General features: G+C 63.4%; 12 protein-coding genes. 8 read left to right on the top strand and 4 right to left on the bottom strand.

Features of this window, described 5'->3' with window-relative positions; all coding sequences use genetic code 11:
* The 3 genes from ACO48X_RS04940 to ACO48X_RS04930 all read right to left on the bottom strand — a co-directional run.
* On the bottom strand, positions 1-1,423 hold a 1,423-nt coding region (locus ACO48X_RS04940; RefSeq protein ID WP_485001014.1), incomplete at its 3' end, for a carbohydrate-binding domain-containing protein.
* 7 nt (positions 1,424-1,430) lie between these two features.
* A complete protein-coding gene (locus ACO48X_RS04935; protein WP_485001013.1) occupies positions 1,431-2,300 on the bottom strand; it encodes a VTC domain-containing protein in 870 nt (289 codons plus the stop codon).
* A complete protein-coding gene (locus tag ACO48X_RS04930; protein ID WP_485001012.1) occupies positions 2,300-2,881 on the bottom strand; it encodes a DUF4956 domain-containing protein in 582 nt (193 codons plus the stop codon). Before ACO48X_RS04930 ends, ACO48X_RS04935 begins: the two co-directional genes overlap by 1 nt.
* A 905-nt stretch (positions 2,882-3,786) precedes the next feature.
* Between ACO48X_RS04930 and ACO48X_RS04925 the strand changes: the two genes are divergently transcribed.
* From ACO48X_RS04925 to ACO48X_RS04905, 5 genes are all read left to right on the top strand, one after another.
* The gene (locus ACO48X_RS04925; RefSeq protein WP_485001011.1) at positions 3,787-4,044 is read left to right on the top strand and encodes a DUF4190 domain-containing protein; all 258 of its coding nucleotides are present in this window, start codon (positions 3,787-3,789) and stop codon (positions 4,042-4,044) included.
* Positions 4,045-4,761: 717 nt separating this feature from the next.
* Complete coding sequence (locus ACO48X_RS04920) at positions 4,762-5,172, top strand: DUF4190 domain-containing protein (RefSeq protein ID WP_485001010.1); 411 nt, start codon at positions 4,762-4,764, stop codon at positions 5,170-5,172.
* A 518-nt stretch (positions 5,173-5,690) separates the two neighbouring features.
* Complete coding sequence (locus ACO48X_RS04915; protein WP_485001009.1) at positions 5,691-5,864, top strand: hypothetical protein; 174 nt, start codon at positions 5,691-5,693, stop codon at positions 5,862-5,864.
* Between the two features lie 263 nt (positions 5,865-6,127).
* Positions 6,128-7,552 carry a MalY/PatB family protein gene (locus ACO48X_RS04910; protein ID WP_485001008.1) on the top strand — a complete coding sequence of 475 codons (1,425 nt, stop codon included), beginning with the start codon at positions 6,128-6,130 and terminating at the stop codon, positions 7,550-7,552.
* Entirely contained in the window at positions 7,549-8,688 is a 1,140-nt protein-coding gene (locus ACO48X_RS04905; RefSeq protein WP_485001007.1) for a PLP-dependent transferase, read from the top strand. Before ACO48X_RS04910 ends, ACO48X_RS04905 begins: the two co-directional genes overlap by 4 nt.
* On the opposite strand, the gene ACO48X_RS04900 is transcribed toward ACO48X_RS04905, so the two are convergent.
* A complete protein-coding gene (locus ACO48X_RS04900) occupies positions 8,669-10,147 on the bottom strand; it encodes an L-serine ammonia-lyase (RefSeq protein WP_485001006.1) in 1,479 nt (492 codons plus the stop codon). The two genes, ACO48X_RS04905 and ACO48X_RS04900, sit on opposite strands and share 20 nt — an antisense overlap.
* Positions 10,148-10,369: 222 nt before the next feature.
* Here ACO48X_RS04900 and ACO48X_RS04895 point away from each other — a divergent pair, with 222 nt between their 5' ends.
* The 3 genes from ACO48X_RS04895 (at position 10,370) to mtnN (ending at position 13,128) form a co-directional block, all read left to right on the top strand.
* Entirely contained in the window at positions 10,370-10,792 is a 423-nt protein-coding gene (locus ACO48X_RS04895) for a Fur family transcriptional regulator (protein ID WP_485001005.1), read from the top strand.
* A 486-nt stretch (positions 10,793-11,278) separates the two neighbouring features.
* Positions 11,279-11,752, top strand: coding sequence for an S-ribosylhomocysteine lyase (locus ACO48X_RS04890; protein WP_485001004.1), 474 nt, complete (start codon positions 11,279-11,281; stop codon positions 11,750-11,752).
* Entirely contained in the window at positions 11,749-13,128 is a 1,380-nt protein-coding gene (gene mtnN, locus ACO48X_RS04885; protein WP_485001003.1) for a 5'-methylthioadenosine/S-adenosylhomocysteine nucleosidase, read from the top strand. The genes ACO48X_RS04890 and mtnN overlap by 4 nt, the downstream gene beginning before the upstream one ends.
* Positions 13,129-13,281 lie beyond the last annotated feature (153 nt).

The raw sequence follows: 13,281 nt of genomic DNA, 5'->3' as shown, positions 1-13,281 counted from the left end.
AGAAGAAGATCGAACTCACGTCCTTCGTGAGGGTGTGCTTGGCCAGTTCCTTGCCCCCCGATTCGACGACGGTGACGGTGGTCTGCGCCTTGACCGCGGCGTCGACCTTGATCGCCGTCTGAGACGAGCCCGACGACGGCGTTTCGTCCATGCCCGAGGGGCCCGCGGCGAACAGGGTGCCGCCGTCGATTTCAAGGCCGGTCTCGGCGTCGAGCGAGGCCGCACGCGTGTCGGTGGGGCCGTAGATCGTCATCTTTCCCCCGCCGATGTAGGCGGCGCCGTTGGAGTCGAAGCCGTCGCCTCCGGTGTCCAGACGCCACTCGCCCCCGGAGACGGAGAGCCAGGGCCTGACGCCGGTGGCGTTGATGCCGTCGTCGGTCGTTTTGACGTCGGCCTTGCCCCCCGCAAGGAGGACGTGGGCCGCCTCGATGCCCTCCTTGGAGCCCGCAATCTTGATATTGCCGCCGGCGATGACAATCTCGGTTTTCGCGTTCACGGCGTTGGACGAACCGCCGTTGATCGTCAGGTCGCCGCCCGTGACGAGCACGTATCCGCGGCCCGACTTGGTCTCGTTTTCAGACTTGATGCCGTTGCCCTTGCCGTTGACGTCGAGCGAGCCGCCGGCTATGACCACGTAGTCCTGGCCGCGCACGGCGTCGTCGGGGGCGCTGACGCTGATCTTCCCGCCGGTCACGACGAGGCCGTCGGAGCTGGAGATGCCGTCATTGGCGTTCCCGGTGACCTTGAGCTCGCCCTTGCCGCCGACGGTGAGGTCCGCGGACGACGCGAGGGCGGCCGACGGCCCCTTCGCATTGCCGGCGTAGCTCGACGTGTCGGACAGGCTGTTGGAGGTGCCTTCTGCGGCGATGACGACCGCTTCGTCGGCCGTCTTCACCCGAATGGCCGAGTCCTTGGACGAGGAGATGTTGGCGTTCTTAAGGACGATTTTCACCTTCGCCGTGTCCGGCGCCTCGACCGTGACCGTCCCGTTGAAGGAGCCTGAGAGCACGTAGGTGCCGTCCTGCTTGATGGTCACGGAGTCCTGCGTCGCGCTCGCGCCCTTGCCCGAAACCTTCGGCGTGCCGTCGAGCTGGATCGTCGTCGCGGAGGACTCCTTGTAATCGGCGTCGTTGGAATCGGCGTGCGGTTTTTGGTTCTCCGCCATGACCGCCTCGGGAGTGGCCCCGTTCGGCTTGACGGAGGACGCGTAAATGTCGCCTCCCGTGGGGACTTTCTTTCCCGAAACGTTGCGCAGCGAATCGAGGATCTTCAATCCGTCGGTCTCGCCAGAGCCCACAATCGACGACCCCTTGGACGTCGATTTCGTTCCGTCCGGGTCCGACTTCCCGTCGCCGCAGCCGGCCAGGGCAAGGCCCCCGACGGCGAGGACCGCCGCCGCGTGTCTATGAATTTTCCCAGTCATCGGATAGCTATCTCCTTATTCCTAGTTTGGTCATTGTCGAATGCCAGCGGTTGGCTGGCAGCTCGGGATGGACGATTGCCGTGCCAATGGCGTATTTGGACACTCGGGACGGCCGTATGCCGCGGGACCACAGCCACCGGTCGACGTCGGATGTGCGTCCGCTGGATTTGGTTTCGACGACCACTTCGGGAAACTCGAACCCGGAGTCCTCTCCGGGGCCCGCAAGCACGAGGCCCCGGTCGATCGTCAACCTGGAATCGTCAGGGAGGCAGACCGTCGAGCGCCGGTAGTACGAGCGGCTCGACGGCACAAGGCTCGCCAGGGTTCTGAGCCCCTCCCTGTGAGTCGCCGTGACGCCGCGGCCGACGAGAAGCTTGGCCGCCCAAGGGAGCACCTCCGAACGCGTGAGCGGTTCGGCGGGGTCTCCGCGGTAGAAACAGTCCTTCGAGCGGACGTCTTCCAGCCGCAGACGGTCTTTGACGTTTTGGCCTCGCCCGGACCGGGTCTTGAGCTCCATGAAATGCAGCCCCGAATCGAGGTAGATCCGAGAACGGAGTTTGAAACGCCGACGGCGCTTGGTGGCGGCCGCGCGATAGAGGGCAAAGTCCAGTGTGTCGTAGTAATCCGAGAGGTAGCTGAAGGTCTGAAGCCCGTCGATCGTCAATGCGCAGGCACCGATGTCGCACAGAAAGCCGACCATCTCGGCGACCGTCCTGTCTGGAACGAGGTACTTGCGGTCGGTTCGTTTGAGCAGCTCGGCCCGTGCAGACAGCTCATGGAGAGAGATCTCCGGCAAGCCGAGCAGCTCGAATCCGTCCCTCTTCGGACTCGACTTGGCCTCTGCTTCGCTCGCACCCGTCATAGACATCACCGCCATCAGGCTGCCCTCAACGACTTCGTCTCCCGGATCTGGGCCCGCCCCTTCGAGCAGCGGACGTCGACCATGGTGGAGTCATTGACGTAATCGAGCCTGACGATGCTCACTTCGCGCACTTTCATGTCGGTGCGACGTTCAATGTACCGCGCAAGCTCTTCCGGATTGGAAAGGGCCCTGTCCACGACCAGCGTCATGTGGCTCGAACCCGTCATCACAAGCTTCGAATCGGCCACCGCGAGGGCGAAGATGATCGCGGCGATGAGCAGCGCCGCGATGCGGAGGGACATGCCTTCGCCCATTCCGCCGATGAGCCCGATGGCGAGGGCGGCGAAGTAATATGCAACCTCGACCTGGCTCAGCTCGGTCGAGCGCAGGCGGATGATCGAGAGTACGCCGAATAGGCCGAGCCCCAGCCCCGCGCCCACAGTCGCCGTGGACAAAGCCGTGGTCACGGCGAAAACTCCGATGTTGACGCCCAGAAGGGCGACGGCCAAGTCTTTGCGCCGGTGTCGTGGATAGTACAGCGCAAACGCCAATGCCCCGATCGCTGTAAGGTCGACGGCGAAAAGGGGATAGTTCATGGTTATCTCCTGTCGTGGTCTTTCATCGCCGCCCCTCGCGAGGCGGAGGCCGGACCCAGAAGCTTGCGTGGTTGTCTTCTGCGGTTTGCCGCGACGCCCGACGCCGTCGTCGAACGGCTCAGGCTTCTCGTTGCTTGACCCTTTCCGAACTCGCGACGGGTGCGCGCAAAGACGGTTTACGTTGCGGCGACCGCTGAAGGTGGGAACGAAAGCCGCACGCCTCGGATCCGGCATGGTCGCAATGCGATGAAGTTATTTGAGTTGTGGAAGTGTGGACCGCTTCAATCCAGATAAAAACAGCGTGCCAGAGATCGACTTCGTTTTCTAGTGTTTGCGACACACTGAGTTTGCGCAGGCGAATCGGCGGTTCTTCCCCGACGGCCAGTATTCATTGATACTTCGACAATTTAGAGGTTGATTTCGACATGAGCGAAAAAACCGATGTCGCCGATTTGCGACACGGCTGTCGCTGGCGGCCTGACGCACCGGGCCTGTCTGAGTTTCGGGCAGGCCCGAGGATGCAGGCTCGCTTGGAGCCGTCAGGACGCAAAAGCGTTGCGCATGAGCGCAAGCGCGGGCTGAATCGAACAGTATCTCAACTTTGCCCTTAGGGGGCTTCACGCTACTATGAATTTGCACTTCGAGGCCGCTCGCGCCGGCGGGCATCAGGTGCTGTCCGAGTCGCCACAAGACCGGAAACATCGAGAGAAAGGAGAACGATGTCGTTGCCAAACGAAGAACCAGAACAGAAGTCGTCGCCAAACGAGAGCCCACAGGCGGGCGGCCAAGGCCTTCCACAGCCGCAGACGCCTAGTTTCCCACAGAACCAGGGGGCTTTCTCACAAAACCAAGTACAGGCGCCGCATTCGGCGGCCTACGGAAGCCGCCAGCCGGTCGCCAGCGGGATGAACCCTCTGGCAATCGCCTCGCTGGCGTGCAGCATTCTAGGCATCGTGACCGCCTTGCTCGGAATCCCCGCCCTGGCCCTCCTCCTGCCCATAGCGGGCGTCATCCTCGGGCACGTCGCTCTCAACGACATTCGAAAGACGGGCAAAGGAGGCAAGCCCGAAGCCATTGCCGGCACGGTCATCGGCTACATTACGGTCATTCTCGCCGCGCTCGTAATCACGGTTTTAAAAGGAATCGCGGACATACTCGGATGAATCCCACGCGGCGTCGGAGGTGCGAACCGCCCGGCGCCCTCACGGCAGTCCGGTTCGGCGCACTTGCACCGCCGCGTCCGGGCAATCAAGATTCGCAATCGGTGCGGGGCCCAGAACGGCACTCTGGGCCCCGCACCGCATTTCCCGCAGGCCGCACCCAACCCACACGCGTCCGAAACCGCCACGGGTTCCAACCAACGCATTCCCGCCTTTCGCGAGACTCGTCACGGGGCACGCCGTGAATGCCCTCGTCGCCCTTGTGGCGAGCGGCATACACGCATATCATCGTCCTGACAACATTTCCGCGCGGCAAGGACAGGAACCCCCTGCCTCCGGGACGGAATCAAGCGACGCAGCGACAGCGGCGCCAAACGAAAGCCCTGTTCTCATCGGCAAGTCAGCCGAGGGAGGCGAGCCAAGGCCAAAAAGGGACGATCGGTTGAATAAAGACGGCGTCACGATGACCGTTTGCGGCATAGCTGCACAAGTAACAGAATTCAAAAACCACAAACATATAACCAAAATTAAGAAATCAAAAATAAGGATTTCACTATGTCAGTTCCAAACGAATGGAATTCAGAGGCAGATAAAAACAGCGAATCCTTTTCTTCGTACGAAGAGAGAAGCAACGGGACCGACTCGGAGATTCATACCCAGAGCTGGGCTGATCTGTCTCAAAGTCCCCAAATGCAAGATCAATACATCCAAGACATTCAAATGCCTATCCAGGATGTATATAGACAGATTCCGCCCCCTTATGGCCCCGCCACCGACAGCCATTGGCCTGCCCATGACGGCTACGAACAAGCTCAGGGGCCGCACACGGGCCACTGGTCGAATTTCCCCTACGGCACGGCGCCGCAGCCTTGTCAACAATGGGGGTTCGGCCCGCCGCCCTCACAGAAAACGAGCTCGCTCGCCATCTGCTCGCTCGTCTTCAGCATATGCGGATGGATAGTTGCCTGGCTCGTCTTCCTGCCCGCAGGAATCGTCTGCGGGCACTGTGCGCTGCACTCCGTCCGAAAAACCGGCGAGTCGGGAGAGGGCATGGCCCGCGCAGGCTTGACACTGGGGTACCTAGGGCTCGTCGTCACGCCGCTTCTTCTCAAATGGACATACTTCCAGTAGGGGCAACGCCGAAATAGACATACTTCCAGTAGGGGCAACGCCGAGGAAATAGACGCCGAATTGAGCGATGCGGCCTCGCCCCGCAGTGCGAGCGCCGCGGCGAACCATCTCGTGCATTTCCTCCTCAGGCGTGCGCGCGCTATTCTGAATCAAGCTCGGACGGCGATCACGCTCCCAGCCTTTCCGGCCGCGGTCTATTCGTCGAACGATCACGGCATTTGGGAGAAAGGACATCGATGTCGGCGCCCCACGACGTTAACCCCGCGCAATCGTCTCAGGTCCCCGATTCTGCCGCTGAGCAAGCAGCCTCGGCCGTGGACCAGTCAGCCTCCGCTGCCGAGCAAGACGAGTTTCCTCAAGGTCAAGCCCCTCAAACACCGGTTCGCGGAGGCCCCCAGCCTGCCGTCCCGAGAAATCCCTTTGCAACGGCGTCGCTGACGTTCAGCCTTCTGAGCCTCGGAGCCGTCGCGAACATGTTCGCGTATCTGATAAATTTTTCCCTCGGCTTCGTTTTTCCCATGCTTGTCTCTATATTGGGGATAATCGCCGGCCACGCCGCACTGAGCAACGGCCGAAAGACAGGCAACACACGCAAGGCCTTCGGCTGCACGGCCCTCGCCTACGTCGCAGCCGCCCTCGCGATAGCCTTGGCCGCCCTCTTGACATACCTGTTCTCCGACGGTCTTCCATGAGACGCACGAGGCCGACGGCGCCGACCGGCTCGCGCCCTCTCGACGGTCCTTCAATCGCCCAAGTCCTCAGCAGCCCGAGTTCTTGGTAACCCGAGTCCTCAGCAGCTCAAGTTCTTGGCAATCTGGGTTCTTGGTAATCTAGATTCGCGGTCGATGGGCGGCTGTCGAAGCCGACCGGAACGCCGTTCCGGGCCGTGCATTGCGCTCGCCGCAGGCGCCTGAAACCGCATCGATGCTTCAACGACCAGGAGAAAGGCGTGCAGGTGGCCAGAGAATTCGACTTCGATTCGTTCATTGACCGCGAGAACACGGAGTCGTTGAAATGGGACGCCCGGGAGCGCCGCGGGTACCCCGAGACGGTTTTGCCCATGTGGGTTGCGGACATGGACCATCGGACGGCCCCCGCCATCGTCCAGGCGCTTCACGATCGCGTCGCCCATGGAATCTTCGGGTACACGAGCCCGGACGCATCCTATTTCGAGACGGTCGCCGCCTGGCAGTCCCGCCGCTTCGGGTGGGACGTCGACCCGATGTCGATCGTCGCCACAGGGGGCGTGATCCCGGCTCTGACATACGCCGTCAGGGCGTTCACGGAGCCCGGCGACCGCGTGGTCATCGAGGAGCCCGTCTACTATCCTTTTCGGTCAATCGTCGAAAACAACGGCCGCATCGCGGTCAACGCGCCTCTCGCGCGCAATGGGGAGGGGCGATACGTTCGCGATCTCGCCGCCCTCGAGGCGACGTTCGTCGATTCCGGCGCCCGGACGATGATCCTGTGCAACCCCCACAATCCGGTCGGCCGGGTGTGGACCCGCGAGGAGCTGCTCGGACTCGCCGACCTCGCCGCAAAACTCGACGTCATCGTCCTCTCGGACGAGATCCACGCCGATCTGACCTATCCGGGCATCCGCACGACGCCGTTCTCCTCCCTGCCGGGAATGTCGAATCGAACGGCGACATTCACGTCGCCGTCGAAGTCCTTCAACCTCGCCGGGCTCCAACTCGCCAACATCGTCGTCCCCGACCGGAAGCGGCGGCAGGATTTCATCCGCGAGTCGAACGCCGCAGGCTACAGCGAACCAAACGCCCTCGGCCTCGCCGCATGCCGCGCCGCCTACGAGGAGGGCGAGGAATGGCTCGACGCCTTCCGAGAGCACATGGCTGAAAACCTGGAGTTTCTGGCGGCGGCGCTCGAGGGAATCGACGGGATCGAGCTCGTCGAGCCCGAGGGCACATACCTTCCCTGGCTTGACTGCCGCGAGCTGATCCGCAATCTCGGGATCGAGGCGGGCGAGCTTGACGAGTTCATGGTCAACGAAGCGGACCTTTGGCTCGACGACGGCGCCATCTTCGGAGACGAAGGCCTCGGGTATACCCGCATCAACATCGCCTGCCCGCGGAGCACGCTGAAGGAGGCGGTCGATCGGCTCAGGCGCGCCGTCGAAGCGCAATCGGTGTCCGACGACGAGCCCGCTTCGACTCCGGCGACGGCCACATTCGAAACGGCGCCGATCGACTCTGCGGAGCCGATCGACACGGAGGCGTCAGCCGGTCCTGAGACTTCGGACGATTCCGGAGCTTCGGCCGGCTCGGCATCGTCAACCGACTCTCAGTCCCCAGGCGATTCTCAGGAAGCTTCGCGGGCCCGGCAGAACGAGGCCGCCGAGCGGACGGAGGGGGATTCGTGAGCGTCCGCGACGAAGCCTCCGGCCGCGAAAGGGCCTCCCGCCGCGCCGAGACGGTTCTGGCGCATATCGGCACGTCGAGCGACCCCGGCACCGGCGCGCTGACCACGCCCATCTACCTTTCCACGGCCTACGCCCACCCGGGACTGGGCGCCTCGACGGGATACGACTACACCCGCACGGCCAACCCGACCCGCGACGTCCTGCAAAGCGCGCTCGCGCAGATCGAAGGCGGCACAGCGGGATTCGCGACGTCGTCGGGCATGGCGGCGGCCGAGCTGGTCGTCTCTTTAGCGGCCCCTGGCTCGCGTATCGTCGCCGCCGAAGACATCTACGGCGGAACGTTTCGTTATTTCGACGAGCTTGCCAGGACCGGCGTCTACGACGTGGATTTCGCCATGGGCGAACAAGGCTTGTGCGACGCCCTGGCCAAGCCGGCAGACCTCGTCTTCATCGAGACGCCCACCAACCCGATGATGGTCGAAATCGACATTGAACGAATCGTCGATCTGGGCCATCGGGCAGGCGCGGTCGTGGCCGTAGACAACACCTTCTACACGCCGATCTTTCAAAGGCCTTTGGAATCGGGGGCCGACGTCGTCCTTCACTCCGCCACGAAGTACCTGGGCGGGCACAACGACGTCTTGGCGGGCGCCGTGATCGTCTCCCGCGAGGACCTCGCCGAGAAACTTGCCGTCCGCCTCAACATGACGGGCGCAACCCTCAGCCCCTTCGACAGCTGGTTGCTCATGCGCGGAATGAAGACGCTCGCCCTGCGCATGGAGCGCCACCAGGACAACGCGCGAAAAGTCGCGGCCGCCCTCGAAGAGAGCCCCCTCATCGACCGCGTGCTCTACACCGGCAGGGGCGGAATGCTGAGCTTCGTCCCGAACGAGTCCGTGGACATGCCGAAGGTCCTCGAATCGGTGCGCATCTTCACCTTCGCCGAATCCCTCGGCGGCGTCGAATCGCTCATCACATGCCCTGCCGTCCAGACGCACGCAGACGTCCCGCGGGAGAGGCGAATGGGCTACGGGCTGACAGACGACCTGCTCCGCCTGAGCGTCGGCCTAGAGCATTGGCGGGACCTCGTCGACGACCTCCTCGGAGCGCTCGAGGTCAGCATTCGACGACGTTGACGGCCAAGCCCCCGCGGCTGGTCTCCTTGTACTTGGAGAGCATGTCCTCTCCCGTTTGGCGCATGGTCTCGATGACGGCGTCAAAGGAGACTGCGTGCCGCCCGTCGCCCCACAGCGCCATTCGCGCGGCGTTGATCGCCTTCACCGCGGCGATGGCGTTTCGCTCGATGCAGGGGATCTGGACGAGCCCGCCCACCGGGTCGCACGTCAGCCCCAGGCAGTGCTCCATGGCGATCTCCGCAGCGTTCTCCACCTGCCGCGGCTCGCCGCCCAGAGCCTCGGCGAGGCCAGCCGCCGCCATCGCGCAGGCCGATCCGATTTCTCCCTGGCATCCGACCTCGGCGCCCGCGATCGAAGCGTTCGTCTTGATGAGGCCGCCGACGGCCGACGCCGTCAACAAGAACCGGCGCACACATTCGGCAGAGCCGCCCCTGCGGCGTATGTAGTAGGCCAGCACCGCCGGAATCACGCCGGCCGCCCCGTTGGTCGGCGCGGTCACCACGCGGTGGCCCGCGGCGTTCTCTTCGTTGACCGCGAGCGCGTAGAGGTTGATCCAGTCCATTCCGGCCAGCTCGTCGCCGTCGTCCGAGGCCTGCCGGGCGCGCAGGTCGGCCAGAAGCCGAGGGGCGCGCCTGCGCACTTTGAGGATTCCAGGCAGCAGCCCCGTCGTCGTGCAACCGGCTTCGATGCTCTCGCGCATCGCGGCGACGATCCCGTCGAGGGCCGCCCGCAGCTCGTCTTCGCCCATGAGCGCGAGCTCGTTGGCTTTGACGACGTCGGAGATCCTCAGCCCCTCGCGCTCGCAGTGGCCAAGCAACTGGGCAGCGCTCGAATACGGATACGGGGGCGGGGAGGCCGCCGGGCAGTCCCAGGCTGCGGCGAGCGGGCGCGCCTCGGAGGCCCTTTCGGCGTCGCCGCACTCTTCCATGACGAATCCGCCGCCCACCGAATAGTATGTGCGCTCGCCGAGGACCGCCCCGTCTTCGGCGAAGGCGCGGACAGTGAGAGCGTTGACATGGAAGGGAAGGATCTTTCCCGGGAGGAAGAGAATGTCGCGTTCGGCTGCGAATCCGACCTCCCCCGCTCCGGCCACGCTCAGCAGGCCGGTGCGTTCGACGTCGCCCATGATGGCGTCGACGACGTCAATCGGCACGCTCTCGGGAGAATGGCCGGCGAGGCCGAGCATGACGGCCCTGTCCGTCGAATGGCCTTTTCCCGTGGCGCCCAGGGATCCCATGAGCTCGACGACGATGCGTCCGAGCCTCGCCTGCGCGGGGATTTTCAGATGTTCGGCAAAGTGCAGGCCCGCCCTCATAGGGCCGACCGTGTGAGAGGAGGAAGGGCCGATTCCCACGCGAAACATGTCCCGGACGGACAGCGGGCGGGAAGCCTCTTCGGCGGAAATCTGGCCCGAGACGACCGCGGCCGGGCCGTCGGGCAGACCGTGAAGCGGAGCCATTGCATTCCTTCCAATCGACGTGCGACACGCCGCTGCGGTGCGGACGTGTCACGCCCGTGGGCCTACCGGCGGAACCGACGCCGACGGGTACCCATGGGCTGACGCAAGCAACTACAATGCTACCGGGACAGGCCTTCGCATCCCCACCGGAACTCCACGTCCCCATTGGGAGCTTCCACTTCACTGCACAGTGCAAACAATCGAGAGAGAGCCGCAGGAGCGATGAGAGACTATTCGAACACGCTGCGCGATGCGGGGCTGCGCGTCACGGAGCCGCGTTTGGCCCTTCTGCGCACAGCGCAAAAGGGCGGGCATTCCAGCGTCGAGGCCCTGCGGCAGGGGGTCATCGACCAGATCGGCTCGGTTTCCGTCCAGGCCGTCTACGACATCGTCCACGCTCTGACGACGGCGGGATTGCTGCGAGAGGTTCGTTCGGCGGGAACCGTCACCTATTACGAGATCAACCGGAACGACAATCACCATCACGCCATCTGCCGGTCGTGCGGGAGGATTGAAGACGTTCCTTGTGCAAAAGGAGAGAAGCCCTGCCTTCACGCTTCTCACACTCACGGATACACAATCAACGAGGCGGAGGTCATTTATCACGGCTACTGCCCGGATTGCCAGGCAAAACAAAGGAAATAGCAAATTCGCGGATCCGTTCTCGCGCAGAGCAAGCGGGCGGCGATCCACGCATCGCCGCCCGCCAATGCTTCGGCCTGAAGGGATTCTCGCCATGCCGAGAAAACCGAAGCTATTCTCTTGTACGAGGCGCATGTCCTTCGCCCCGGCGGCGGGTCCGGGTCCACGAAATCCCGGGGTGTCCGCCTGTGCTTCCATCCTGCCCAGCCTTTCTGAGCCAACCATGAGGCGACCCTGAGAAAATCCGGGGTGCGATTGTTTCTAAAGTTGACGACCACGCCCGGCAAGAGCCGGTCACAACCGAAAGAATCCGACGCATCCCTCAACGATTGAACTTTCACGCCAACGCACCGTCTCACAAAATGAGAAACACCGACCAGTTTTTTCAATGCCTTCCACCATATACGATGTCGTATGTAACATAATGGTAGACGCTGGCCGCAAGAAGCGTCGGCATTTTCAACGCTTGCCTGACCAGAGGAGAATCCGATGCCCGATCAACGAGAACGAATGAACGTAGAGTCCTTCAATTTAGACCATCGCGCAGTTCACGCCCCGTTTGTCAGAGTCGCTGACGTCAAACGACTGCCGCATGGCGATGTCCTTACCAAATACGACGTGCGCTTTTGCCAACCCAACGTAGAGCATCTAGAGATGTCTGCAGTGCACTCGATTGAACATTCCTTTGCGGAGTATGCGCGTAATCACAGTGACGTTGTGGTGGACTTCTCTCCGATGGGATGCCAAACTGGCTTCTATCTCATTCTCGCTTCCGAGCCTGACATCGACGGGGCAATTTCACTCATTTCCGCCACTTTTCAAGATATACTGCGAGCAACGGAAGTCCCAGCCGCGAACGAGGTTCAATGCGGATGGGGCGTACATCACTCACTTGAGGCGGCGCAACATGCCGTCCGCTCTATGTTGAAGCAGCGCGAGGTATGGAAGGATATTGAGGCGTGACCACCGTAAACGCCATTGTGCTGGCTGCACAGGATGTCGAGGTACAGCCCTTCCTCGACATCCTCACCAAGGCGCCCTCTCGTGCACGCGAGCTCGCTGAAAAACGCCCGGGCATAGGCCGCTCTCTGCTCGGCGCCGCGTCTAGAATCACTCAAATCCCCATTCCGACGGGGCAGGCATGGTATGCGCAGACGTCCAGCGGGCGAATTGTCGTCATGCGCACGGGCGTGGGAACGGTCGCGACCGCAAGTGCCTTGGGTTGGATACTCTCGGAGTACAGCCCAAGATGCGTCGTGTCCATCGGCTCCGCCGGCGGGTTGGCGACCGACGTCAACGTGCTTGACCTCGTCGTCGGATCGACCTACGCCTACGGCTCGGCAGATGCGACCGCCTTCGGATACAAACTGGGGCAGATTCCCGGCCAGCCGGACATGTTCGCCGGCGACGAAGAGCTGCTCTTCCACTCCGGCTCGGCTTCTCGTTCGGGCCAGGTGCTCACGAGCGACTCTTTTGTCACGTCCGACAAGGTGGAAGCCGTGCGCGCGGCATTCCCCAACGCCATCTCAACCGACATGGAGTCGACGGCGGCGGCGCAGATTTGCACGACGTGGGGAATTCCGTTCGTGTCCCTTCGCTGCGTCTCGGACCTGTGCGGGCCGGCGGCCGATCAGGATTATCACGTGGCGATCGAGGAGGCCGCCGCGGTCAGCGCCGTGGCCACAGCGGCCATGCTCTCCGGCTACTTCAACCAGCACACAAAGGGCCGTTCGCCGCTGTTCAGCAAGGCGGCAATCGACGGCGCCCTGCTGCTCATCCTCGCCAGGACGCTCAAGCTCGAACCGGCCGAAGACATTTCGAACATCCCCGACGACATCGCGACCGCCGTGCGCTCCCAGCTCTCGGGCAACGCCGCCGCCGTCGCCGAGGCGTTGGGGCACGTCTCCGCCGCGCTCACGGCGGTGCGCACTGACCCGAGCATCACCTTGACGGCGAAGAAGTACGACGCCGAACGCAGCAACTACGTCACGACCCTCGGCCTGACGTCGGACCGCGGGCAGATCGCGTGGCCTCCGACGTCGCAGACGGTTTCAAAGCGGTCGAACGGCTACTGGAACGACGCACTGGCCGGCCTCGGCATCCAAGTCAAGTCGGGCCGCCAGCGCGGAACCGTCAAATTCACCGAGCAGGAGTACCTGCAGGCGCTGCGCGACTTCCTGCTGTGGGCTGAAACCAACGGGTTGAGCCCGTCCGTCGCCGCCTACGGCGTGTGGTCTTCCGACGGCGGCAAGGGCCAGGTCCCCGGCCGGCCGTCCTCCGCTGCGATTCGCCAGCGTTTCAACACGTGGCGGGCAGCGATCATGACGGCCAGGGAGTGATTGCAAGCGAGCGGCGCCCGACGCGACGCGCCTCAGTCGACGGCGGCCGAGCGCGCAACGGGCAGGCCGATCGCGGCAGTCTGACGGCGATCCGCGCCCGGGCGGCGTACGCGCCAATCGGAAGCTGACCGCCCACCGCTAGGGCGGCGGCGA

The organism is Peptidiphaga sp. (assembly GCF_057238965.1).
The sequence above is the reverse complement of the archived record's forward strand: the minus strand, read 5'-3'. Positions and strand labels throughout refer to the sequence as shown.